The 22,791-nt window shown below is 70.5% G+C and carries 28 protein-coding genes, 1 tRNA gene and 1 pseudogene; 14 read left to right on the top strand and 16 right to left on the bottom strand.

Features of this window, described 5'->3' with window-relative positions; all coding sequences use genetic code 11:
- Positions 1-5 precede the first annotated feature (5 nt).
- The 5 genes and pseudogenes from QE412_RS16975 to QE412_RS16960 all read left to right on the top strand — a co-directional run bounded on the left by QE412_RS16975 (position 6) and on the right by QE412_RS16960 (position 5,016).
- Positions 6-1,226: a DUF58 domain-containing protein gene (locus tag QE412_RS16975; RefSeq protein WP_307486650.1), complete on the top strand. Its 1,221-nt coding sequence runs from the start codon at positions 6-8 to the stop codon at positions 1,224-1,226.
- Positions 1,168-1,443 (top strand): annotated as a pseudogene (locus tag QE412_RS17805) (hypothetical protein); the annotation flags it as partial. The gene QE412_RS16975 and the pseudogene QE412_RS17805, both read left to right, overlap by 59 nt.
- 61 nt (positions 1,444-1,504) lie before the next feature.
- Complete coding sequence (locus QE412_RS16970; protein WP_307486648.1) at positions 1,505-3,520, top strand: transglutaminase TgpA family protein; 2,016 nt, start codon at positions 1,505-1,507, stop codon at positions 3,518-3,520.
- A 101-nt stretch (positions 3,521-3,621) separates the two neighbouring features.
- On the top strand, positions 3,622-4,275 hold the full coding sequence (locus tag QE412_RS16965; RefSeq protein ID WP_307486646.1) for a LysE family translocator: 654 nt from the start codon (positions 3,622-3,624) through the stop codon (positions 4,273-4,275).
- Between the two features lie 75 nt (positions 4,276-4,350).
- Positions 4,351-5,016 (top strand): HAD family hydrolase, encoded by a 666-nt coding sequence (locus tag QE412_RS16960; RefSeq protein ID WP_307486644.1) that lies wholly within the window; start codon positions 4,351-4,353, stop codon positions 5,014-5,016.
- On the opposite strand, the gene QE412_RS16955 is transcribed toward QE412_RS16960, so the two are convergent.
- Positions 5,013-5,378, bottom strand: a complete 366-nt coding sequence (locus QE412_RS16955) for a cupin domain-containing protein (protein WP_307486643.1) — start codon at positions 5,376-5,378, stop codon at positions 5,013-5,015. The two genes, QE412_RS16960 and QE412_RS16955, sit on opposite strands and share 4 nt — an antisense overlap.
- 124 nt (positions 5,379-5,502) lie before the next feature.
- Here QE412_RS16955 and QE412_RS16950 point away from each other — a divergent pair, with 124 nt between their 5' ends.
- The gene (locus tag QE412_RS16950) at positions 5,503-5,676 is read left to right on the top strand and encodes an antitoxin VbhA family protein (RefSeq protein ID WP_307486640.1); all 174 of its coding nucleotides are present in this window, start codon (positions 5,503-5,505) and stop codon (positions 5,674-5,676) included.
- A 67-nt stretch (positions 5,677-5,743) separates the two neighbouring features.
- On the top strand, positions 5,744-6,358 hold the full coding sequence (locus tag QE412_RS16945) for a Fic/DOC family protein (protein WP_307486638.1): 615 nt from the start codon (positions 5,744-5,746) through the stop codon (positions 6,356-6,358).
- 17 nt (positions 6,359-6,375) lie between these two features.
- On the opposite strand, the gene QE412_RS16940 is transcribed toward QE412_RS16945, so the two are convergent.
- From QE412_RS16940 to QE412_RS16930, 3 genes are all read right to left on the bottom strand, one after another.
- Positions 6,376-6,467, bottom strand: a tRNA-Ser gene (locus QE412_RS16940).
- Between the two features lie 22 nt (positions 6,468-6,489).
- Positions 6,490-7,224, bottom strand: a complete 735-nt coding sequence (locus QE412_RS16935; protein WP_307486636.1) for an MgtC/SapB family protein — start codon at positions 7,222-7,224, stop codon at positions 6,490-6,492.
- A complete protein-coding gene (locus tag QE412_RS16930) occupies positions 7,217-7,684 on the bottom strand; it encodes an NUDIX hydrolase (RefSeq protein WP_307486633.1) in 468 nt (155 codons plus the stop codon). Before QE412_RS16930 ends, QE412_RS16935 begins: the two co-directional genes overlap by 8 nt.
- A gap of 104 nt (positions 7,685-7,788) precedes the next feature.
- On the opposite strand from QE412_RS16930, the gene QE412_RS16925 reads away from it, so the two are divergent.
- Positions 7,789-8,379, top strand: coding sequence for a YdcF family protein (locus QE412_RS16925; RefSeq protein ID WP_307486631.1), 591 nt, complete (start codon positions 7,789-7,791; stop codon positions 8,377-8,379).
- A 31-nt stretch (positions 8,380-8,410) separates the two neighbouring features.
- Here QE412_RS16925 and QE412_RS16920 read toward each other — a convergent pair whose 3' ends face one another.
- Positions 8,411-8,986, bottom strand: a complete 576-nt coding sequence (locus QE412_RS16920; protein ID WP_307486629.1) for a GNAT family N-acetyltransferase — start codon at positions 8,984-8,986, stop codon at positions 8,411-8,413.
- The gene (locus QE412_RS16915; RefSeq protein WP_307486627.1) at positions 8,983-9,366 is read right to left on the bottom strand and encodes a MerR family transcriptional regulator; all 384 of its coding nucleotides are present in this window, start codon (positions 9,364-9,366) and stop codon (positions 8,983-8,985) included. The genes QE412_RS16920 and QE412_RS16915 overlap by 4 nt, the downstream gene beginning before the upstream one ends.
- A 102-nt stretch (positions 9,367-9,468) precedes the next feature.
- On the opposite strand from QE412_RS16915, the gene QE412_RS16910 reads away from it, so the two are divergent.
- Entirely contained in the window at positions 9,469-10,956 is a 1,488-nt protein-coding gene (locus QE412_RS16910) for a SulP family inorganic anion transporter (protein WP_307486625.1), read from the top strand.
- Positions 10,957-10,969: 13 nt separating this feature from the next.
- On the opposite strand, the gene QE412_RS16905 is transcribed toward QE412_RS16910, so the two are convergent.
- The 8 genes from QE412_RS16905 to QE412_RS16870 form a co-directional block, all read right to left on the bottom strand.
- The gene (locus QE412_RS16905; RefSeq protein WP_307486623.1) at positions 10,970-12,265 is read right to left on the bottom strand and encodes a flavin-containing monooxygenase; all 1,296 of its coding nucleotides are present in this window, start codon (positions 12,263-12,265) and stop codon (positions 10,970-10,972) included.
- The gene (locus QE412_RS16900) at positions 12,262-13,065 is read right to left on the bottom strand and encodes an aspartate/glutamate racemase family protein (protein WP_307486620.1); all 804 of its coding nucleotides are present in this window, start codon (positions 13,063-13,065) and stop codon (positions 12,262-12,264) included. Before QE412_RS16900 ends, QE412_RS16905 begins: the two co-directional genes overlap by 4 nt.
- Positions 13,062-13,706 (bottom strand): amino acid ABC transporter permease, encoded by a 645-nt coding sequence (locus QE412_RS16895; RefSeq protein WP_307486618.1) that lies wholly within the window; start codon positions 13,704-13,706, stop codon positions 13,062-13,064. The genes QE412_RS16900 and QE412_RS16895 overlap by 4 nt, the downstream gene beginning before the upstream one ends.
- The gene (locus QE412_RS16890; protein ID WP_307486616.1) at positions 13,706-14,344 is read right to left on the bottom strand and encodes an amino acid ABC transporter permease; all 639 of its coding nucleotides are present in this window, start codon (positions 14,342-14,344) and stop codon (positions 13,706-13,708) included. The genes QE412_RS16895 and QE412_RS16890 overlap by 1 nt, the downstream gene beginning before the upstream one ends.
- A gap of 1 nt (position 14,345) precedes the next feature.
- Positions 14,346-15,128 carry an amino acid ABC transporter ATP-binding protein gene (locus tag QE412_RS16885; RefSeq protein ID WP_307486614.1) on the bottom strand — a complete coding sequence of 261 codons (783 nt, stop codon included), beginning with the start codon at positions 15,126-15,128 and terminating at the stop codon, positions 14,346-14,348.
- A 52-nt stretch (positions 15,129-15,180) separates the two neighbouring features.
- Positions 15,181-16,053 carry a substrate-binding periplasmic protein gene (locus QE412_RS16880; protein WP_307486612.1) on the bottom strand — a complete coding sequence of 291 codons (873 nt, stop codon included), beginning with the start codon at positions 16,051-16,053 and terminating at the stop codon, positions 15,181-15,183.
- 86 nt (positions 16,054-16,139) lie between these two features.
- The gene (locus QE412_RS16875) at positions 16,140-16,859 is read right to left on the bottom strand and encodes an SDR family NAD(P)-dependent oxidoreductase (protein ID WP_307486610.1); all 720 of its coding nucleotides are present in this window, start codon (positions 16,857-16,859) and stop codon (positions 16,140-16,142) included.
- Complete coding sequence (locus QE412_RS16870) at positions 16,856-17,572, bottom strand: SDR family NAD(P)-dependent oxidoreductase (RefSeq protein ID WP_307486608.1); 717 nt, start codon at positions 17,570-17,572, stop codon at positions 16,856-16,858. Before QE412_RS16870 ends, QE412_RS16875 begins: the two co-directional genes overlap by 4 nt.
- Before the next feature lie 113 nt (positions 17,573-17,685).
- Between QE412_RS16870 and QE412_RS16865 the strand changes: the two genes are divergently transcribed.
- On the top strand, positions 17,686-18,627 hold the full coding sequence (locus tag QE412_RS16865; protein ID WP_307486606.1) for a LysR family transcriptional regulator: 942 nt from the start codon (positions 17,686-17,688) through the stop codon (positions 18,625-18,627).
- A 5-nt stretch (positions 18,628-18,632) separates the two neighbouring features.
- Here QE412_RS16865 and QE412_RS16860 read toward each other — a convergent pair whose 3' ends face one another.
- Complete coding sequence (locus QE412_RS16860) at positions 18,633-19,568, bottom strand: AraC family transcriptional regulator (RefSeq protein ID WP_307486603.1); 936 nt, start codon at positions 19,566-19,568, stop codon at positions 18,633-18,635.
- 447 nt (positions 19,569-20,015) lie between these two features.
- Here QE412_RS16860 and QE412_RS16855 point away from each other — a divergent pair, with 447 nt between their 5' ends.
- Entirely contained in the window at positions 20,016-20,357 is a 342-nt protein-coding gene (locus QE412_RS16855) for a hypothetical protein (protein WP_307486601.1), read from the top strand.
- 3 nt (positions 20,358-20,360) lie between these two features.
- On the opposite strand, the gene QE412_RS16850 is transcribed toward QE412_RS16855, so the two are convergent.
- Positions 20,361-20,825, bottom strand: a complete 465-nt coding sequence (locus QE412_RS16850; protein ID WP_307486599.1) for a MarR family transcriptional regulator — start codon at positions 20,823-20,825, stop codon at positions 20,361-20,363.
- A gap of 206 nt (positions 20,826-21,031) precedes the next feature.
- Here QE412_RS16850 and QE412_RS16845 point away from each other — a divergent pair, with 206 nt between their 5' ends.
- Genes QE412_RS16845 through QE412_RS16835 form a run of 3 tightly spaced genes read left to right on the top strand, consistent with a single transcriptional unit; the run spans position 21,032 to position 22,774 of the window.
- Positions 21,032-21,811, top strand: coding sequence for a hypothetical protein (locus tag QE412_RS16845; protein ID WP_307486597.1), 780 nt, complete (start codon positions 21,032-21,034; stop codon positions 21,809-21,811).
- Positions 21,789-22,202, top strand: coding sequence for a phage holin family protein (locus QE412_RS16840; RefSeq protein ID WP_307486596.1), 414 nt, complete (start codon positions 21,789-21,791; stop codon positions 22,200-22,202). The genes QE412_RS16845 and QE412_RS16840 overlap by 23 nt, the downstream gene beginning before the upstream one ends.
- Positions 22,199-22,774, top strand: coding sequence for a DUF3618 domain-containing protein (locus tag QE412_RS16835; RefSeq protein WP_307486595.1), 576 nt, complete (start codon positions 22,199-22,201; stop codon positions 22,772-22,774). The genes QE412_RS16840 and QE412_RS16835 overlap by 4 nt, the downstream gene beginning before the upstream one ends.
- The last annotated feature ends 17 nt before the right edge of the window (positions 22,775-22,791 follow it).

Raw genomic sequence — 22,791 nt, 5'->3', positions numbered from 1 at the left:
CCGACGTGAGACGACTCTGGCCGCTCACCCTGCGGGGCACGGGGGCGCTGCTGCTGGCGATCGCCGCGTTCGTCGTGGCGCAGCGCGCCGGAATCCCCGAACTGATGTACTTCGGCACGCTCCTGGCGGCGCTCCTCGCCGGGTCCGCGGCCGCGCTGCTGCTCGTCCGCGACGCCGTCGCGGTCACGCGCGCGGTCTCGCCCGACGTCCCCGAGGTCGGAGCCTCCGCGACGATCGTCGTGCGCGCCGGTCTGCGCAGCGCCCTTCCCGCCCCGGCCGGCCGCTGGCGCGACGAGCTTCCCTCGGGCCTCGACGGGCGCGCCGAGGGGACGTTCCCTGTCGCTGCGGCCGTGACGCTGCGGTACGAGGTCGTCGGCACCATCCGCGGCGTGCACGCGCTCGGCCCGCTCGAGGTGACCGTCACCGATCCGTTCGGGCTGGTGCGACGGCGCGTGCGTCTCGGGCGGACGACGCCGGTCACCGTGTCTCCGGCGGTCGTCGACCTCGCCCCGCTCGTCTCGACGCCGGGAGAAGCCGGGGGCACACGCCAGACGGCCGCACTGCAGCTCGGGCAGGGAGCCGACAACCTCGTCGCGCGCCCCTATGCCCCGGGCGACTCGATGCGGCGCATCCACTGGCGGGCGACCGCGCATCGCGACACGCTCATGGTGCGCCAAGAGGAGCAGGAGTCCAGCCCCGCCGCGACCGTCGTGTTCGACCGGGCGGTGTCGCGATGGTCACCGTCCGCCGCCGAGGCACCGGGCCGCGACCCCGCGTTCGAGACGGCGGTGACCGCGTGCGTCTCCACGCTCGCGCGCCTCGTGCACGAAGGCTTCACCGTCGACGTCGTCGACAGCGACGGCACATTGCTGATCGAGCCCGTCGAGGGCGGCGACGACCCGGCCGCCCGGGCATGCGCCGCGCTGTTCGCGACGCTCACGGCACGCCCCGACGACGCGTCGCGCCGGGTGCTTCCCGCCTCGGCCACGGCGCTCCTCGGTCCTCTCGTCGTGATCACCGGCGTCCTGCTGGACGACGACCGTGCACTGCTCGGGGCTGCTGCGCAGCGCTCGGGGCTGCCCCTCCTGCTGGTCGTCGACGAACGCGCCGACCTCGACGTGCTCCGGCGCGCGGGGTGGCGAGCGGCGGTGCTGCCTCCCGGCGGCGATGTCGCCGCGGGCTGGGACGACGCGATCGAACAGGGGTACGCGCGTGTCGGACGCTGACGTGACGGTGCTGCGCTCCCCTCGTCGCCGCCGCGACGCCCTCCTGCTCACCCTCGGGCTGTTCGCCGCCCTCGCGGCCGCGATGCTGCCCGCGTTCTCGGTCATCGCCCCCGGGTCATGGGTCGTGCAGGCGGCGGGCTCGGTCGCGGCGGTGCTCGCTGCCGGCCTGTGCGTGCGTCTCTCGCGCCTTCCCGCCTTCGTCGCCAGCGTCGTCGAGGTCGTCGTCTGGGTGCTGGTGCTGACCGCGCTGTTCCGGCCGGTCCAGCGCCGTGCTGGGCGTGATCCCGACACCGGCCACGGTGGCATCCGTTCCCGGTCTGCTCGACGCCGCCGCCGAAGAGATCCGGGTGGGTGTCGCCCCCGTCGTCCCCGGTTTCGGGTTGAGCTTCTTGCTCGTCGCCGCGGTCGGCGCACTCGCCGTCGTGCTCGACCACGTGGTGCTGACGGCCCGTATGCCGCTGCTCGCGGCGGTGGGACTGGTGGCCGTCTCCCTCATCCCCACCATCGCGATCCCGTCCGACGTCGACGTGGTGGCCTTCGTTCTGCTGGCCGTGGCCGTGCTGTTCCTGCTGCGCGTCGACACCCGCGCGCGCTCGTTGATCGAGCCGTCGGCGCGCCCGCCCCGCTCTACGCGACGTGTCGGGGCGTCGGCGACGGCGCTAGGAGTCGCGGCGGTGGCCGTGATCGTCGCGGTCGTCGCCACTCCGCTGCTCCCCCAACCGGGGCTGCGCTTCGCCACGGGCGGCAGCGGTGGGGCGGGCACCACCATCAACCCGAACCTCGAGCTCGGCAACGACCTGCGTCAGCCGCGCGAGGTCGAGGTGCTGACCGTGCGCACGACCGGTCCGACACCGCCGTACCTGCGCGCGGTGACCCTGTCGAGCTTCGACGGGTCGGTGTGGCAGCCCGACAGCTCCGACACCGTGCCGGTGCGCGACGACGCGCCCGTCTTCGACCCTCTCGTCGTCGACGACGGTATCGCGGTGGACGACTGGACCACAGATATCGACATCGATCAGCTCGACAGCCCGTGGCTGCCCCTGCCCTACCCGGCATCCACCGTGACCGGCCTGCAGGGCGACTGGCTCGGGCTCCCGCAGAACCGCACCGTCGTCTCGCGCGCGGGTTCCACGCGCGACCAGGTGTACCAGGTGCAGTCGACGGTGCCACGCCCGTCGCTCGAGCAGATCCGTGCCCGGTCGGTGGGGGGCGCGAACCTCGGTGATGCGGTGCTCGCCCTTCCCGCCGAGGTTCCGGCGATCATCGGCGACACCGCGCGCGAGGTCACGGCGGGCACCCAGGACCCGTACGACGCACTGATCGCCCTGCAGACGTGGTTCCGCAGCAGCGCCTTCCGCTACTCGCTCGATGCCCCCGTCGAAGCCGGCTTCGACGGCGCCGGGCTGGATGCCGTCGCCGACTTCCTGCAGGTGCGATCGGGGTACTGCGTGCACTACGCCTCGGCCTTCGCCGTGATGGCGCGCACGCTCGGCATGCCCTCCCGCATCGTGGTGGGATACCTCCCCGGCACGGCGACCGGTCCTCAGACGCAGGGGCAGATGACCTTCACCGTCAGCTCCAGCCAGCTGCACGCGTGGCCCGAGGTGTACTTCGACGGCATCGGCTGGGTGCCGTTCGAGCCGACCAACAGCCTCGGCGTGCCGACGAGCTTCACTCCCTCGTCGCCGAACGGCGCCTCGAGCGCCCCGTCGACTCCGCAGCAGGATGCCGCGACCCCGAACAGCCAGCCCTCGACGGCGCCCACGCAGGGCGGTGCCCTCGACGTGGGCGAGCAGAACGGTGTCGGCACCGGTGCCGCCTCCGGCGCGGGGGCGTCGTGGATTCCCGCGACTCTCGGCGGTGTGCTCCTCGTGCTCCTGGCTGCGGCCCCGGCGGTGCTGCGGTCGGTGCGCCGACGCGGGCGTCTGCGCGCCGCGCGCGCCGGCGACCCCATCGCCGCCTGGACGGCGATGCGAGAGGATGCCGTGGACCTCGGCATCCCCGCCCCCGGCGCCGAGTCGCCCCGTGCCTTCGCTGCGCGTCTTTCTCACGAGCACGGTGCCGACACCGATGACGTCGACACGCTGCGCGAGGCGCTGGAACGGGTCAGCTACGCCGAGGACGCGATCGATCCGTCGACCGGCGCGAGGTTGGCGGCCGCCGTCGAGAGCGTGCGCGAGCGGCTGACAGCCGGGGCCCCTGTGGCCCGCCGGATCGTCGCGCGCCTGCTGCCGCGCTCGCTCTTCGTCCGCTCGGGCGAGGCGACCGCGGCGTCGGAGCCGGTCGGTCGCTAGACGCTGTCGAACGAGCACGCCGAGGTAAGGGTTGTGCTGCATTAGGGCGTTACAGCACCGTGGGCGACGTCGACGTGTCGAGAGCCGATTGCGGGGAGAAGATGTTCGATGCTGTCTCGTGGAGCGCTGCGGGCGGCATCGCCCCGGCCGCTCTCGTCATGGTGCTCACGCCGGGCCCGAACATGATCTCCCTCGTCTCTCGCAGCATCGCACAGGGACGTACAGCCGGCCTGATCTCCCTCGCCGGCACCGGCGTCGGGTTCGTCGTCTACATGACGATGGCGAACCTCGGGCTGGCGGTCGTGTTCGTCGTCGTTCCGTGGCTCTACATCGGACTGAAGGCAGCCGGCGTGCTGTACCTGGCCTTCCTGGCGTGGAAGACACTGCGCCCGGGCGGGATCGGCGTGTTCGAGACCCGTCCGCTCGCCCCCGACTCCCCGGGCAAGCCGTTCCGGATGGGGCTCGTCACCAACCTGCTCAATCCCAAGGCCGCGGTGATGTACCTCGCACTCATCCCCCAGTTCGTCGACACGCACGCCGGCGACACCGTCGCCCAGGGCTTCGCCCTGGGTGGCATCCAGATCGTCGGGAGTCTGATCGTCAACGCGACCATCGTGCTCGCGGCCGGGTCGATCGCGGGCTTCATCGCCTCCCGCCCCGCCTGGCTGCGCTGGCAGCGCCGCGTCACGGGAAGCATGCTCGGCCTGGTCGCGGTCGTCTTGGCCGTCGAGGTGCCCCGGGCGGCGAAGTCGTGACACGCCGGGACAGGGTCGAACGCTCCCCGTCGGCAGCCTGGGCGAAACTCTGACGCAACGGACGGCGCTCACGACATGCACCGCGGCTACTCTGGCGGCGTGCGACTTCTGCTCGACCTCGACAACACCCTGGTCGATCGTGACGGTGCATTCACTCGGTGGGCGGAGGAGTTCGTGTCGTCGATGGGCGGCGACCGCGACGACGTCGACTGGCTGGTCGCGCAGGATATGGGCGGCTATCGCGCTCGCGCCGAATTGGCGGTGGACATCATCGACCGCTTCGGGTGCACGCAGTCGCCCGAGAGCCTGGTCAGTGCCATGCGTGACGGGGTCGTGACGCACACACGCTGCTATGGCAATGTGCTGTCCGAGCTGCGGCTGCTCAAGAACGCCGGGGCCGCACTGGTGATCGTGACCAACGGCAATACCGTTCAGCAGAAGCGGAAGATCACCGCCTCAGGCTTGGACACATTGATCGATGCCGCCCTCATCTCCGAAGAAGTCGGCGCCAAAAAACCCGATCGACTGATCTTCGAGTCGGCGCTGCGGTACGGGTCGGGAACAGCGGTGCCGTGGATGGTCGGAGATCACCCGATTGCCGACATGTCCGGCGCACGCGCGGCGGGCATCTCGACAGCGTGGGTGAGTCATTCGAGACCGTGGTCGCCCACGTGGACCCCCGACATCACCGAAACGACTCCGTCGGAGGTTCTCGCGGCGGTCCGCCGAGCAAGGTTTTAGACGAACTCCCGCAGCTCAGCCGTCATGTCGCCGCCCGCGTCTCCCGTGTTGACGGTGCCCTTGGGCTCGAAGAGGATCGCGTGCACCTCGTCAGCGGCTTTGGGACAGTGCTCGACGTCTTGCGGCACGACGAAGACATCGCCCGGTCCGAGCACGACGTCACGATCGCGGAGCTGGATCGTCAGCTCTCCGCTCACCACGAGGAAGAGTTCATCGGTGTCGGGGTGGGTGTGCCAGACGAACTCTCCCTGGAGCTTCACGACCTTCACGTCGTAGTCGTTGATGCTCGTCAATCGGTGAGGCTGCCAGTGCTCGCTGATCGTCGACAAAGCCTCGTACACGTTTCTGACGTCGTCACTCACACAGGCGAGCGTATTCGCGGGCGCGACTGCGCTGCATCGCGCCGATGATCACGCGGTATGCGCCGGGGCTCCGCTGAGAGTCCGCCCTGGCTCGTAGACTGGGATGGAACGGACGGGAGTGGAGATGAAGACCACCGCAGCGCGGGCGAAGAACGTCGAGGCGGCAATCCACAGCGCCGAGATCGAAGGGCTGCGCATCAGCAATGCGACCCTCACCGACGCAGACGCGTACGTTGCCGGGACGATCGACTCGACCGAGCTCGTCGATCGGGTGCGCACCCGATATGGCCTCTCCTGAGATTGTCGACCCGTATCTCATCCCGGGAACGAACGTCCTGCGGAATCGTCTCGGGCTGACCTCCCCCGTGGATCTCAGCGCCGCCGAAGCTGATCTCTCCTTCGTGCGAGCACTTCAACTGCTCGACGAGCCAGTTCCGGCGACGAACGATCTGCAGGAGCTGATGCGGATCCACCTTCACCTGTTCCAGGATGTCTACGATCGGGCGGGGCAGGTGAGGACGATCGACGTTCGGAAGAACGTGCCGGGTGCCGAGTTCTTCCTCCCCGTCGGATATATCGAGCGAGCGGCGAGCATCTGTTTCGGCGAGCTGGCTGAGGACGCCCACCTTGTCGGCCTACGCCGCGAAGAGTTCGTCGAGCAACTCGCCTACCACTACGAGAAGATCAAGGACGTCCACCCCTTCCGAGAGGGAAATGGGCGGGTGCAGCGCATCTACTGGAATCGCGTCGCGTTGGCAGCTGGGTGGCAACTCGACTGGCGCCCCGTCCACGGCGAGGAGAACCATCTCGCGGCACGCGCGGGGTCCGATCAACAGGACCTCGGACCGTTGATCCGCATGTTCGACAAGGTCGTTACGGCGCCGGAGGCAGAGACGCGCGAGGGCTGGTCAGCCGGCGAGATCGCTGCACTGAAGCTCTCCATGGTCGGCCCGCAGAATGCAGATGAGCCCCACCCGTGAGGGCGGGGCTCATCTCGTGGCGGAAGTGACAGGATTTGAACCTGCGAGGCGAGTTACCCCGCCTACATGGATTCCAGCCATGCTCCTTAGGCCGCTCGGACACACTTCCAACAGACGATCTTACACGGCGGTCAGGCCCGCCCGAGTCGGGGGCGGCTGCGCACCTCGAGCGGGGTGTCGTCGGCCCGCCACGACATCTCGCGCACGCCCGTGTCTCGCGACATCCGTGTCAGCACCGCGTCGAGCAGTTCGGCGGCGTCGCCCTCGACGAGCAGCTCGGCCTCGAGGACGACCACGCCCTTCTCCGCAGGCCCATCGGGGTGGCTCGACATGGCGTGCACGAGGATGTCGGGCGACTCCAGGGCGTCGGACAGCAGCTCTCGAACCTCTTGCTCGCGCTCGTCGAGCGCACGCACGGTCAGCACGAACGCGCCGATCGTCTCGGCATGGGCATCGGGCGCGCGGTCGACCAGACGACCCAGGGGGCGCAGCAGCAGGTGCACGACGAGCACGAGCACGGTCATCGCCAGCGCCGGCACCACCAGTCCCCCGGCGGCGAGGCACCCGACGGCCGCGGAGCACCAGAGCGTGGCGGCCGTGTTCAGACCCTGCACCGACAGCCCCTGACGCAGGATCACACCACCGCCCAGGAACCCGACGCCCGACACGACGTACGCCACGATCTGCAGCGACCCCTGACCGACGCCCAGCTCGCTGCCGAACAGCACGAACGCGGCCGCCCCCATCGCCACGAGCGCCTGCGTGCGCAGGCCGGCGGTGCGGGAGCGGTACTGCCGCTCGAGGCCGATGACGGCGCCGCATCCGGCGGCCAGCAGCAGACGCAGCACGAAGTCGAGGTCAGCCACGGGGCGCTCCCCCGATCTCGGCCACGATTGCGCGGACGTCCTCGGGGTCGAAGTCGTCGTCGGAAGCGGCGAGCTCGGCCGGCGTGAACCAGCGCACGTCGACGATGTCGTCCTTCTCGCTCTCGGTCCACGCGTCTCGGGCGATCTCGAACCGCGGGGTGCGCAGCACGAAGTACACCGCGGTGCGACGCTCGTACTCCTCGGCCGGGGGCAGCACGATCTCGCGGTACGCGACCGGCTCGCCGACGGCATCCGCCGTGAGTCCCGTCTCCTCGTACAGTTCGCGTACGGCCGCGGTCGCGGCATCCTCCCCCGGATCGATCCCGCCGCCGACCGTGAGCCAGCGCGCGGGACGCACGCGCCGGCCCCAGTGCTGCTTCATCAGCAGCAGGGCACCGTTCTCGTCGAACACGAGGACGCGGGCGGTGTGTCGAGTTCTCGGGGTGGTCTCGTCGGTCACGGGAGGATTCTGTCAGAGCAGGCGTCGCGCCGCCGCGGCAGAGGGCATGTCCGACGAAGTCGTCGGTCGTCATCGCCGACTGCGGGTCTGGGTAACCTCTGGGCATGGTGCGTCGCGCTGTAGTGCTTGTCGTGGGGGTCGTGCTCGCTGTCGTGGTGTCCGCGGACCTCGCACACGCTCGGGCGTCGGGTCGCAGGCTCGGCTGTCGTTCGGAGCGCCCGCCCGCCTCGGAGGCCGTCGTGGTCCTCGGGTACCGCAACCGCGGGAGTCGAGCGAATCACGTCAACCGCTATCGGTTGCGAGCGGGGTTGCGATCGTTCCATCCTGACGCGGGCGAACGAATGCTGGTCTTGTGCGGAGGCGGTGTCGCGGGCCCGGTTTCGGAGGCAGAGGTGCTGAGCGAGTACGCGCACCGACGCGGATTCACCGGGACCATCCTGCTCGATACCCAGAGCCGAACGACGTGGGAGAACATCCAGAACGCTGTCCCGCTGATCGAGCGTGCCGAGTCCGTCAAGATCGTCTCCAACTCCCTTCACGCGGAGAAGGGGCGCGCCTACTTGTGGCGGCTTCGGCCTGACCTCGCCGAACGGCTGCGCCGCGGGGCCGACCACCGTTTCGGTGAGATCGTCTTGCTCAAACCCGTCGCCGCACTCGTCGGGCTCAGGGATCTCGCACGGCTCCCGCCACAGTGATCGCCCGGGTTCAGGCGATGACGGCGTCGGCTCAGTCGCGCAGACGCTCCTCGAGGCCGGCACGGACCGCGGGCCACTCCTCGCGCAGGATCGAGAAGTACAGGGTGTCGCCGACGCTGCCGTCGCCGTTCACCCGGTGACGGCGCAGGCGCCCCTCCGGCACCGCGCCGAGTCGCTGAATGGCGCGCGCGCTGCGGTCGTTCCGGCTGTGGCACCGCAGCGCGACTCGGTTGAGGCCCCACACGTCGAACGCGTGCTCCAACAGCAGCAGCTTCGCCGCCGGATTCGTCCGCCCGCCCTGGAAGGCGCGGCCGTACCAGGTCGTGCCGATCTCGACCCGCCTCTGCGCGGGCACGTAGTCGTAGAACGTCGTCGACCCGCGGATGCCAGAGGTCTTGGCATCCCGCACCGTGAACGCCAGCATCCCGGGCGTCTCTCGCTGCCGCTCGACGTGCGCGGCGAAGGCCTCGGCCGACGCGGGCCACGGGGTCGTCATGCCGGCCCACATCGCGGCATCCGTCAACGCCCATGCCTCGGCGGCATCGTCGGGGTGCGCGGGGGTCAGACGGATGCCGTGGCCCTCGAGCGTGAGGTCGTGGGCGGTCATCGCGCCTCCAGCTGGGCGACGAACTCCTCGGCGGCGGCGAGCTTGCGGCGCAGGTCTTCGCGGCGTCGCTGCGCCTCGTCGCGGATGCCGTCGAGCCGTGCGGCGAGCGTGGCGTCGGCGGGGTCGGTATCCAGGCCGTCGACGACGGCCAGCAGCTCCCCCATCTGCTCGAGCGAGTACCCCAGCGGCTTCATGCGCCGGATGAGCAGCAGGCGCGATTCGTCGTCGGCGGTGTAGAGGCGGAAGCCGCCGTCGGTGCGCGCCGAGGGGCGCAGCAGGCCGATCTCGTCGTAGTGGCGGAGCGTGCGGATCGACAGCCCCGTACGCTCGGCGAGCTCACCGATCTGCATCGGGCGCGCGGCGGTCATGGCATCCCCCATCCCGCAACCCTCTCGTTACGGTAGAGTCTCTCTCGGTCGCGAGCGCGACCCCTCTATTCTTCCCCGCCCGCGCGCGGGTTCCATCCTTCCCGGGAGCCCCCCATGACCGACGTCGCCGCACGCCCCGAACCGACCGTGATTCAGGCCCTCCGCTCGCCCCGCCTGCTCACCCGCGAGGTGCTCGCCGGGCTCGTCGTGGCCATCGCCCTCATTCCCGAGGCGATCGCGTTCTCGATCATCGCGGGGGTCGACCCGCGGCTCGGGCTGTTCTCGTCGTTCGTCATGGCGGTCGCGATCGCCTTCCTCGGCGGTCGCCCCGCCATGATCTCGGCGGCGACCGGGGCGATCGCGCTCGTCATCGCGCCCGTCGCCCGTGAGCACGGCGTCGACTACCTGCTCGCGACGGTGATCCTCGGTGGCATCCTGCAGGCCGTCCTGGGCCTCCTCGGCGTCGCCAAGCTCATGCGGTTCATCCCGCGCAGCGTCATGGTCGGGTTCGTGAACGCGCTGGCCATCCTCATCTTCACCGCGCAGGTGCCGCAGCTGATCGGTGTGCCGTGGGCGGTCTACCCGATCGCCGCGGCGGGGCTCGCGATCATGTACCTCATGCCGCGGCTCACCACGGCCGTGCCCGCGCCGCTCGTGGCGATCGTGCTGCTGACCGGCGCCGCGGTCGTCTTCGGCATCTCCGTGCCGACGGTCGGTGACCAGGGCGCGCTGCCCGAGAGCCTGCCCGCCCTGCTCCTGCCGAACGTGCCGCTGACCCTGGACACGCTCGCGATCATCTTCCCGTTCGCCATCGCGATGGCGATCGTGGGACTGCTCGAGTCGCTCATGACCGCCGCGCTCGTCGACGACATCACCGACACCCCGTCGTCCAAGACGCGGGAGTCGCTCGGTCAGGGCGCCGCGAACGTGCTGTCGGGCCTGTTCGGCGGCATGGGCGGCTGCGCGATGATCGGCCAGACGATGATCAACGTCAAGGCCTCGGGTGCCCGCACCCGCATCTCGACGTTCCTCGCGGGCGTGTTCCTGCTGATCCTCGTGCTCGTGTTCGGCGACGTCGTGGCCATCATCCCGATGGCCGTGCTCGTGGCCGTGATGATCGTCGTGTCGGTCGCGACCTTCGACTGGCACAGCATCCGCCCCTCCACCCTCCGCCGGATGCCGGTCAGCGAGACCGTCGTGATGGTGCTGACCGTCGCGGTCACGGTGTGGACGCACAACCTCGCGATCGGCGTCGGTGTGGGCGTGGTCGCCGCCGCCGTGCTGTTCGCGCGACGTGTGGCTTCGCTGACGAGCGTCACCCGTACCGTTGACGGCGAGACCGCCCGCTACGTCGTCGAGGGCGAGCTGTTCTTCGCGTCGAGCAACGACCTGACCACCAAGTTCGCGTACCACCGCGACCCGGCGCGCGTCGTCATCGACCTCTCGCGTTCGCACGTGTGGGACGCCTCGACGGTCGCGGCCCTGGATGCCGTGCAGACGAAGTACGCGCACCTCGGCACGACGGTGGAGCTCGAGGGCATGAACGCGGATGCCGCAGCCTTCCATAGACGCTTGACCGGCGGTCTCGGCGCCGGGCACTGAGCCCGGCGCCGCGTCACACCGGGCTGACCGCGGGCTCCGCCTGGGCGAGCACGAACGCGTCGAGCAGCCGCTCGGTGTCGGCGAGCTGGTCGTTCCAGACCGCCCGCACGATGTCGATGCGATCATCGTCGTCCTGCAGGCCCGCGAGGTATGCCGCGAGCGGCACGTATCCACCGGGCGCGGCTTCGTGCAGCGCGAGCATGCGCAGCGCGAGTGCGGCCTGCACCCCGTAAACGGGGATCTGCGGGCCGCGCGGCGCGGAGAGGCCGATGTAGTACAGCTTGTCGAGCCCGACGGGGACGATCCCGGCCGCCAAGCGCAGCGGAACGCCGTTGCGCCGCGGCACGAGCGCGTCGTCGAGGAACGGCAGCGAGGCGTGGAAGCCGGTCGCCCACAGGATCGTGTCGTATTCGCGCGCCTCGCCGTCGGCGAAGTGCACGGTGCGCCCCTCGATGCGCTCGATACCCGGGCGCACGCCGATGCGGCCGTGCTGCACCCAGTACAGCAGCAGCTCGTTCACGACCGTGCGGCCCTCGGCGAGCGTGCGGTACGCCGGCTCCGGCAGGCCCGGGTAGTCCTTCGCCTCGCCGATCGACACGCGGGCGAGCAGGCGGGCGATGAGGTCCTGCTCATCGGGCGCGAACTGCCCCATCCAGGGGATCTCCTGCCGAGGCACCCCGAAGTAGCTCTTCGGCTGGAAGTACACACCCTCGCGGATGACGATGTCGACCTCCAGCCGGTGCTGCGCGGCGTCGGCGGCCAGGTCGCATCCGGAGTTGCCCGCCCCCACCACGAGCACACGCGTGCCCTCGATGTCGCCGGTGTTGCGGTACGAGCCGGAGTGCACCTGCGTCCCCGTGAAGTCCGCCGCGATGGCGGGGACCTTCTGATCCCAGAGGTGGCCGTTCGCGACGAAGACGCCGTCGTAGTCGATGCTCTCGCCGGTGTCGAGCGTGACCGTCCACCCGGCCGAGCCGGTGGGCCCGTCGCTCGGGCGCGGCACGACCGAGACCACCGCGGTCTCGAAGCGGATGACGTCGTACAGGCCGTGCTCGCGCGCGTACGACTCGAGGTAGGCGCGCACCTGGTCGCGGCGCGGGAAGTGCGGGTACTCCTTCGGCATGGGGAAGCCCTCGAAGCCGGTCATGTCGCGCGAGGTGATGAGGTGCAGCGCGTCGTAGTCGGTGTGCCAGTGACCGCCGACCCGGTCGGTCTTCTCGAAGCAGTCGGCGTCGTAGCCGGCCGCGCGCAGGCGCTGGAGGGTCGAGATGCCGGCCGCGCCGGCTCCGATCACGCAGTAACGGGTCATGCGGGTGTCCTTTCGGGTGACGGGGTTCCGTCGAGGCGTCGGGCTGCGGCGGCGAGCGCTCTCGCCCGGTCGCCGTGGGGTCGGGGGTAGCCGCGGTCGGTCGGGCGGATACCGGCCTCCGCGAGTCGTGCGAGCGAGAGCACGTGCTCCATCGCGAGCGCGTTCGGATCCCACACCGGCACGTCGGGGGCGCCGCCGACGGCGGTGTAGCCGTGCGCCGCGAAGAGGGCGCCCAGGTAGGCGCAGCCCGCGATGACGGCATCCGCTCCCTCCTCCACGGCGGAGCGCGCCGCGGTGTCGAACCGCGCGATGAGGTCACCGGGGTCGGTGACCGCGCGCGTGACGTCGGCGAGGGTCGACTCGGGCGCGTAGGCCGTGACGGGCAGGCCGGGTGCGCCGTGGGCCGCGAGGTCGTCGGCGAACAAGGGCGCGAGGACGGGGGCGACGGTGATGACGGCCGCGCGCCGGGCGAGAGAGCCGGCCGTGCGTGCCACGGCATCCGTCAGGGTCGACACCGGGACCGACACCGCGTCGCGGACGGCCGCGGTCGGCGCTCCCCAGCAGCCGACGACGATGGCGTCACTGGCGCCGTGCGCGTCGAGAGCCGTCGCGAGCACGGCCGCGTCGCTGAGGAGTCGGTTGGCCGGGGTGCGGATGCCGCCGGCGTCGGTGTCGACGTGACGGAGCCGCACCTGCGCGCGCCCCGCGGCCAGTCGCTCGACGTGGGCCGCGAGCAGCTCCCACAGGGGCGCGTGGGCGGGGTCGCCCACCGTCGCCTCGATCCAGGTCAGGCGCATCATGCGTGACCTCTCGCAAGACGGTGCTCGACCCACACCGACGCCCACGTGGCGGGAACCGCGATCACGGCGTAGATGACACCGGTCACGACGTAGACGGTGAGGTACGCGAACGTGAGCGAGCTCACCTGGTACGCCTGGCTCATCAGCTCGTTGACCGAGATCGAATACGCCAGCGACGTCCCCTGGAACGACTGGATCGCCAGGCCCATGAGGGCCGGGATCGACGAACGCAGGCCCTGCGGGAGGATCACCCGGGCGAAGGTCGGCAGCCGCGAGAGCCCGAGCGCTGCCGCCGCCTCCCCCTGACCACGCGGCACGGACTGGATGCCGGCGCGGATCATCTCGGACGAATAGGCGGCGACGGTGAAGGTCAGACCGGCCGCCGCGGCCCAGAAGTTGGTGAACAGCACCCCCACCGCGGGCAGGCCGTAGTAGACGATGTACAGCACCACGAGAGCCGGGATGCCGCGCCCGACCTCGACCACGACGAGCGCGGGCCAGCGCAGGCCCCGGTGGATGGAAGACACCCCGAGCGCGAAGACGAGTCCGAGGGCGTACCCGAAGACGACCGAGAGAGCGGTGAGCTGCAGGCTGACGCCGAGTCCGTCGAGCAGGCGCGGCAGGTACAGCGAGAGGTCCATCAGGCGCTCCTTCTCATGCGCGCATCGAGCCGGCGGGCGACGATGGCCAGCGGGATACTGATCGCCACGTACACGGCGGCGGCGACGAAGAACGGGGTGAGGCCGGCCGTCATGGGGTTCTGGCGCACGAACGTGTTGGCGGCGAAGACCATGTCGGTGACGCCGATCGTGGACGCGATCGAGGAGTCCTTCAGCAGCGCGAGCAGGAAGGTCGTGACCGAGGGCAGGGCCGTGCGGGCCGCCTGCGGCGCCAGCACCCGCACGAAGGTCGAGCGGCGTCCGAGACCCAGGGCGCGGGCCGCCTCGGTCTGGCCGGCGGGGAGCGTCGCGAAGCCTCCGCGGTAGATCTCGGCGAGGTAGGCCGCCGAGATGATCCCGAGACCGACGATCGCGGCCGCGAGGGCGTTGAACCGCAACGCACCGATCGAGACCCCGAAGAACAGCACGAACAGCCACACGATCGGCGGGATGCCGCGGATGAGGTCGACGACGAAGCGCACGGACAGGCGCACGACGCGGTGGCGCGAGCGCAGGCCGAGCATCAACGGGATGCCCCCGACCAGACCGATCGCGAAAGCGGCGGCGGTCACGAGGAGAGTCATGGGCAGTCCGAGCAGGACCGCGACGACGGCCTCCACCTCAGCGCTCCAGGACGGCCGAGAGGAAGCGGCGCGTGCGCTCCTGGCTCGGCGCGGCCATGATCGCGCGAGGGTCGCCCTCCTCGATGATGTGACCGTCGGCCATCACCACGAGGTGGTCGGACACGTCCCGCGCGAACTGCATCTCGTGGGTGACGACGATCATCGTCATGCCGCTGTCGGCGAGCTCGCGCATCACCGCGAGGACCTCGACGCCGACCTCCGGGTCGAGTGCGCTCGTGGGCTCGTCGAACAGCATCGCGCGGGGGTTCAGGGCGAGCGCCCGCACGATGGCGATGCGCTGCTGCTGCCCGCCGGAGCAGCGGCCGGGGTGCTGCTGCGCCTTGTCGCGCAGGCCGACCCGCTCCAGCAGGGTGAGGGCGCGCTCCTCGGCCTCGGCACGCGAGCGGCCGAGGATCTTCTCCTGCGGGTAGGCGACGTTGCGCAGCACCGTCATGTGCGGGAACAGGTTGAAGGACTGGAACACCATGCCCACCTGACGGCGCAGCGCGAGCAGCGCGCGGTCGGTGACCTTCGCGCCGGCCTCGATGGTCGTCGAGCCGACGGTGACCGTGCCCCGGTCGGGCTGCTCGAGCAGGTTCACGCACCGCAGGAGCGTGCTCTTGCCCGACCCCGACGGCCCGATGAGCGCCGTGACGCTGCCGGGTGCGACGGTCATGGAGATGTCGTCGAGCACGAGGTTGCTGCCGAAGCTCTTCGACAGGTGCGAGATCGTGACGCCCGCGGTGGCGAGCTCGTTGGCCTCGGTGATCAGCTGGGGCATGGGGTGCCTCTCGGAGAGAGGGGCGCCCGCGCGCGGCGGGCGCCCCGGCGGGTCATCGAATGGAGGTCGCTGCGACGTCGGCGGGCACCAGCAGGTCGGCCGGCAGGTTGTACGCCGCCAGCAGGTCGGCGAGGGTTCCGTCGGTGCGGTACTGGTCGATGAGCGCGCTGAGAGCGTCGGACAGCGCGGCGTTGTCCTTCGACACGGGGAAGGCGATCAGCGGCTTCGACTGCGTGATCGAGACGCGCGAGTCGGCCTGGATGGGCTCGACCTTGTAGTCGGTGTCGGCATAGGCGGCCACCGCGACGGCATAGCCGTCGAGAGCGGCCTGGATGCGACCGGCGACCAGGTCCTGCTTGATCTCGACGGTGCCGGGGTACTGCTGCAGCTTGCTGCCGAGCAGGGGCGCCAGCTCCTCGTTCCACGAGAAGCCCGTGCCCGTACCGACCGTACCCACCGTCTCGAGCTGGTCGACGGTGTCGATGCCGTCCTTGGAGACGACGCCCATGGTGTCGTACATCGTCGGCGTGGTGAAGCCGACCTGCTCGGCGCGCTTGGGCGTGACGTACCAGCCGCCGGTGATGATGTCGGTCTTCTTCTGCTCGGTGATCATCGGGATGCCGTTGGCGTAGGTGATGGGCACGTAGCTGAGGGCGAGGCACTCGGCGGCGGCGAGCTTCTCGATGATGTCGATCTCGATGCCGGAGGCGCCACCGGAGCCGTCGGTCTGGGTGTACGGCGGGTTCTCGGGAACACCGACCGTGAGGGTTCCGGTGGTGAAGGTCGTCAGGCCCGCGTCGGCGGGGGTGCAGTCGGCCGCGACGGTGGAGGCGGGCGCGGGAGACGCGCAACCGGCGAAGGCGAGACCGGAGACGGTGAGCAGGGCGAGGACGGGGACGGAGCGACGGGGCAGGGAGCGGTTCATGGGGCTGTTCCTTCGGGTCGGGTGGAGCGATTCGGGTGGAGCAGTCGGGTGCGTGATGCGGGTGCGTGGTGCGGGTGGTGCGGGTCTCACGCGGCGGTCAAGCCGCCGTCGATGGTGAGGGAGGAGCCAGTCATGAAAGCCGCGTCGTCGCCGATGAGGTAGGCCACGAGGGGCGAGATCTCATCGACCCGGGCGCGCCGGCCGAGCGGAGCGGTCGCGCTCGATCCGCCGGCGGGCTCGTCGTCGTTCATCGCGGTGGCGACGCCGCCGGGACAGATGACGTTGACCCGCACCCGCGGCGCCAGTTCGACGGCGGCGGCGCGGGTGAGGCCGATCAGCGCGGCCTTCGACGCGGAATAGGCCGCGTAGCCCGGGGCGCCGACGAGGGCGGCGGTCGATGCGACGTTGACGATCGAGCCTCCCTCGCCCAGCAGGGGCGCCAGGGCCCGGATGCCGAGGAAAGCGCTGCGCGCGTTGACCGCGAACTGCAGCTCCCACTCGTCGAGAGACGTCTCGGCGATGGCGTGATGGCGCAGGACGCCGGCGTTGTTCACCAGGCCACGCAGCGGCGCCTCGCCGGCGCCGATGTCGGCGGCGAGCGCAGACCAGTCCGCCTCGGCCGTGACGTCGAGGTGTCGGTACGTCGCATCGGCTCCCGTGTCGCGGAGCCGTCGCGCGGTGGCCTCGCCCTCTTCGTCGCGGACGTCGGCGACGAGGACCGCGTACCCCTGGCCCGCGAGCAGCTCGGCATGAGCCGCCCCCTGCCCCCGGGCGGCGCCGGTGATCACGACCAGCGGTGCCGTCATCGCAGCACGTCCCCGCCGGAGAGCACGATGGTCTCCCCCGTCAGGAACGCGCCGTAGTCCGGCTGCGAGACCAGCCACACCCACGCGGCGATCTCCTCGGGCTGGGCCACCCGTCCGAGCGGAATGGATGCCGCGGCGGCATCCATTCGTCCCGTTGCGGCGTTGCCGGGGGTGGCGACCCACCCGGGGGCGATGCCGTTGACGCGGATGCCGTCGCCGGCGAGCTCGAGGGCGAGCGACTTGGTGAGCATGACCACCGCCGCCTTCGACGCGCCGTACAGCAGTTGACCGCGCGAGACCTCGAACGCGTCGACGGAGGCGAAGTTGACGATCGAGGCTGCGCGTGCCAGCCGCGGGCGGGCCGCGGCGATGACGTTGAGGATGCCGAGCACGTTGATGTCGAAGATGCGGTGGAAGGTCTCTTCGTCGTACGTCTCGAGCGTCGTCGGCGGGTAGACGCCCGCGATGTTGGCGACCACGTCGATGGAGTCTTCGAGCTCGAGCGCGTCGTCGATGGCCGCTTCGAGGGCGGGCCGCGATCGGACGTCGGCGACGACCGAGACGTACGACGCGTCGAAGCCGCGCGGCGCCGAGGTCGAGCTCACATCGATTCCCAGAACGCGGTACCCCCGCTCGAGGAAGAGGGCCACGGCGCTCGCGCCCATCCCGCTCGCGGCGCCCGTGATGAGGGCGACACCCGCCGTTCCGTGCATTCCCTGTCTCCGTTCGTGTCGGTGATGACCTGAGATCAGTGCATCAGCGAAAGGACACAAGAACCAGACTTGTTTCGCTATGGTCGTCACAGGAAAAACCTTGGAGTCAGTGCATGCCCTTACCCACCGTTCGACAGCTGGAATACTTCGTCACGGCCGCCCGCGTCGGCACGTTCGCCGCAGCCTCGGCCGAGCACCGCATCGCTCAGCCGAGCCTGTCGGAGCAGATCGCGGTACTGGAGCAGAACCTGGGCCTGCGCCTGTTCAGCCGCACGGGGCGTCGACTCACCCTGACCGAGGCCGGCAGACAACTGCTCCCCCTGGCCGAACGCGCGGTGAACGACGTGATCGAGCTGGCCGACTTCGGCCGACGCGTGAAGAGCATCGAAGAGGGCACCGTGTCGTTCGGCACCTTCAACAGCGCGCACCTTTATCTGCTGACCGATCTCATCCGCGAGTTCCACCAGCAGCATCCGGGCGTGCGCATCCGTGTGACCGGCCTGAACTCGGCCGAGGTCGCCGATGCCGTGCGCTCGGGCGAGCTCGAGGCGGGCCTCGTGCAGCTGCCGGTCGACGACCGCGACCTCGTCGTCTCGCAGAGCGTGTTCGTCGACCAGGTGGTCTACGTCTCGCGCACCCCCGCGCACACCGCACAACCGGTCGCGATCGAGACGCTCGCATCCCGCCCCCTCATCCTTTCCGAGGCGCGTTGGTCACAGGATGATCCTTTGCGTGTGTCGATCCTCCAGCGCGCGCAGGCAGCGGGACGGACCCTGCATCCCATCATCGAGGTCGAGTTCCAGACGCACGCTCTCGAACTCGCAGCCCAGGGCGTGGGCGACTCGCTCGTGTCGTACCACGTGGGGCGATCGGTGATCGCAGAGCGGGGACTGCACTGGACCACGCTGACGCCGGCCTTCAACGAGCACTACGCCTTCATCACCCGGCGTGGCGGGGCCGTCTCACCCGCCACGACCGAGTTCATGAAGCTCGCGCATCGCGTGCTCGCCCGCCTCACGGCGAACAGCCCGGTGCTGCCCTCGCCGGTGTCGTGAACGACTCAGGAACGCAGCGTGGTCGACGGAGTCTCGCCGAACTCCCCGCGATACATCGCGGCGAAGCGACCGAGGTTGGAAAAGCCCCACCGCGCCGCGATCGCGGCCACGGTGTCGACCGACGGGTCGGCACTGCGCAACTCTGCGCGTGCGGCGTCGAGGCGCACCCGACGCAGGTACTGCATGGGCGTCCGGCCGGTCGCGGCGCGGAAGGCGTACTGCAGGCCGCGCGGCGACAGGCGCGCGGCGGCGGCGATGTCGGCAAGAACGACGGGCTCCGCGGCATGCGCTTCGACGTACGACTTCGCCCGGCGCACCGGGGCCGGCAGGGGCCGTGCCGGGCGCCCGGCAGCGAGCGCCTCGGTCAATGTCGTCGGGAACGTCAGCAGCGATGCTTCCAGAATCAGCGTGCGCGCCTGCTGCTCGATCAGCGTCGAGTGCTCCTGCGAGCGCAGCAGCACGTCGCGCGTGTACTCCCACGTGCGCGACCAGTACCGCATCCGTTGCTCGCTGATCGGGGCGTAGCCGGTCGGGCGCACCCGCAGCGTGTCGTCGCCCGAGAGCCGGCGCGCCGCCTCATCGAACTCCGACCGGGCGAACGATGCCCCCGCGCCGGCGATGCGCCCGGTGAAAGCCAGCTCCAGCGGTCGGTCGACGACCATGAACGGCACCGCGGTGTCGATGCGTTCGCGGCGATAGGTCCCCGAGACACGCGGTCCGGCGATGCGGCCCACGACCACCTGATCGAGGGGGTCCGACTCCACGAGCATGGTCCCGCCGATCGTGTAGTCGAAGAAGCCGAAGCCGGGTTCCGACACCGCATGCCAGGAGAGCGCAGGCTGGATGACGTCCGTACGGGAGATGCGGGCGCCGGGCACGACCGTCCGCCACAACTGCTCGACCTTCTCGGCGTCGCGGGTCTCGATGTTCGTATGATCCACGGGGTCTTCCTAAATCGTCCGCGACGTTGCGGCAAGACCATTGCGCTGCGCAAGAAAAACAAGTATGGGAACGCTCTCACGATCCGTGCGCACGCGCCGATCGCTCATCGCGTCCACGAACCCTATGAAAAGCCTATCCGCGCGGAGGGCTTCGGTGCGTATGCGCCACGCCCCTGCCCCTCCGGCCGTGTGGCGTGCGACTCCGGCCGGGGCACGCAACACCGCTCCTCGCGCGTTGACGACGCCGGGCGAGATCGTCACGATACGAAGTGCGGTGCCTCACAAGGCCCCGCATCCGGCGCCACCGTTCCCCGGCGCGGCGGTCGGACCGTCTCGGCGTGGCGCTCGTGACCCCGCGCCGAGACGGCGGAGCCCTCCTTCCCCGATGCCGTCATAATTGACGGGTTCGCCGACTGGAGCGAGCCCCGAGTCGATGGGACGCCGCCGATGCCTTTCCGCACTGTGAGCACGCTGCAGGCGTGGGTCGACGAGTTCCAGGCCCTGGGGTACGACGATGCGGAGATCCTCCGCGTCATCCCGCAGGACGAAGAAGACGGAACCGACGCCGGCCTGATCGCGGCGAAGCTGCGCAGTGTGTCGACGACGTTCTATGTCGCCCCGGGAGACGAAGCCGATTCCACCGATTGGGCCGTCACGTTCGAGCCCCGCGAGAACGCCGCGCCTCTCCCCGCGGGACGTGTCATGGCCCTGGCCGGAGAACTGGCCACTCTCGCCGCGCTGTGCTCTTTCTTGCAGGCGCGGTCCGAGGCGTTTCTCGAACGCGGCTGACCGTCACTCGGCCGCGACGCGGGTCGCCGCCTCCGTCACTCGCTCGATCAAGGCCGCGACCTCGCGCGCCCGCTGGGGATCGATGGCCGCGATCGCCGCCTCCACCCCGCCGTCGAAAGCGCGCAGCACGTTCCACGGTGCCGCGTCGAGATCGACCGTCGCGGTGATGTGGTTCACCCGTCGATCCTCGTCGTCGAGATCGCGCCGCACCGCACCGCGTTGGACGAGCCGGTCGATCAGCGTCGTCACACCCGCCGAAGTGATCCCGAGATGCTCTCGCACGTGCGAGGGTCGAGCGCCCGGGTTCGCGGCCACGAACAGCAACGCTCGAGCGTCCAGGTCGTTCAACCCGAGTGCGCGACGGGCTTCGGCCGCGGCGACGCGCCGGGCCTCGCCGTAGGCGAGCAGCGCGCGTCCGAGCTCGGAGCCCACACCGAGGGCCGTCGCTGAATCGAGAGACGTGTGCACGACCCACGATCGTAGCGACTGTCGGCGGTTTCGCCGCCCCCTTGCCGTCAACGAAGGCGAAATTCCTGGGCGGACGACCTGGCCGCAACACGTCGTCGCTCCGGCCGTCGCGCGCATTGCACGCGGCTCTGCGCCACGCAAGGCCCGCGGAAGAAGGAGCAGAACGGCTCTAAACCGGACACCTCATCAAGACGGAAGGAGCGAACATGTCGCAGTTCACCGCGTCGAACGACGAAGACCACGGCGTTTCCGCCAAAGCCCAGACAGCCGCGCACGAGGCGTCCGCCGTGACGCAGACGGCCGGCGGCGCCGCCCGCGAGGTCGTCGAGACCAGCGCGCACGAGGCCGCGGCAGTCGCGAGCGAGACCAAGGCCCGGTTCGGCGATCTCGTGTCGCAGACCGGCCGCGAGCTCTCCGACCAGGCGGCCGGGCAGCAGAAGCGTCTGGCCGCGGGCCTGGGCTCGGTCGGCGACGACCTCTCGCGCATGGCCGACGCCGACGAGAACGGCGGGATCGCAGGAGATCTGGTTCGCCGCGCCGCCGGACACGTGTCGACCGTCGGCTCGTGGCTCGGCGACCGCGACCCGCAGCAACTCCTGCACGAGGTCAGTTCGTTCGCACGACGTCGACCCGGCGTCTTCATCGCGGCCGCTGCCATCGCCGGCGTCGTCGTCGGACGGCTCAGCCGCGCCATCGCGGCCGGGGCGGCGTCGGACTCCGGGGCGTCGGGATCCGACACCCCGGGCCGGCAGAGCTTCGCGGGGTCCGCAGCGCAGCCCCCCGCCCTGCCGGAGGTGCCGCCGGCACCGGACGGCCTCGTCGCCACGAACGTCTCGACCGAACCGGGTGTCGACGACACCGGGCTGGTCGCGGGCGTCGACGGCGGCGACCCGCCGTTGTACACCGAGTCGGCCGCCCGCCTCGGCGGACCCCGCGACGCGGGTACGCGGGAAGGAGACGCGCATGAGCGACCCGACTCCCTCTGAGCAGCGGGCAGCGACCACGTCACTGGGCGAACTCGTCGGCGAAGTCACCCGCGACATGTCGACGCTCATGCGTCAGGAGCTCGCCCTCGCCAAGGCGGAGGTGAAGCAGTCGGCGAGTACGTCGGCGAAGGGTGCCGGGCTGCTCGGCGGCGCCGGCTACGCGGCGGGCATGGTCGTGCTGTTCCTTTCCCTCGCTCTGTGGGCGGCCCTCGCCCTCGCGATCGGCGAGGCGTGGTCGGCCGTGGTGGTGGCCGTGATCTGGGCGGTGATCGCGGGGATCCTCTTCGCGGTCGGTCGCGCCCAGCTGAAGAAGGTGCAGGGGGCGCCCCAGACCGCCGCCACTCTGCAGGAGATCCCCGACGCATTCACCAGGAATGAGGAGAACCGATGACCGATTCACCGGAAGCCATTCGCGCCGACATCGAGCGCACCCGTGCGGAGCTGGGCTCCGACGTCGACGCCCTCGCCGACAAAGTGACGCCGTCGAAGATCATCGACCGACAGAAGGGCAAGGTGCACGGCGCGCTGCGCGGGCTGCGCGAGAAGGTCATGGGCGCCGTCGACGACTCGACGTCGGCCGGATCGGATCTCGCGCACGGCGCGGCCGACGCCGTGCACGGGGTCGCCCACGACACCGTGTCGAAAGCGAAGGGAAACCCGCTCGCCGTGGGACTCGTCGCCTTCGGCGCGGGACTCGTGCTGGCCTCCCTCATCCCTCCGAGCCGTGCCGAGCGCGACGCCGCCGCCCAGGCGAGAGAGAAGGCGCAGCCCCTGGTCGATCAGGCCAAGGACGTCGCGCAGGAGGTGGCAGCGCATCTGAAGGAGCCCGCCGCCGACGCCGCGGCGGCGGTGAAGGACCGCGCGGCCGAAGCCGTTCAGCACGTGAAGGACGATTCCGCCGAGGCGGCCGCGGCCGTGCGCGATCGTGCGGAAGACGCCGGGCACACGGTCCGCGAGGCCTGAGTCGACCGCCAGAAGAC

The organism is Microbacterium trichothecenolyticum (assembly GCF_030818955.1).
GTDB classification, from domain to species: domain Bacteria; phylum Actinomycetota; class Actinomycetes; order Actinomycetales; family Microbacteriaceae; genus Microbacterium; species Microbacterium trichothecenolyticum_B.
The sequence above is the reverse complement of the archived record's forward strand: the minus strand, read 5'-3'. Positions and strand labels throughout refer to the sequence as shown.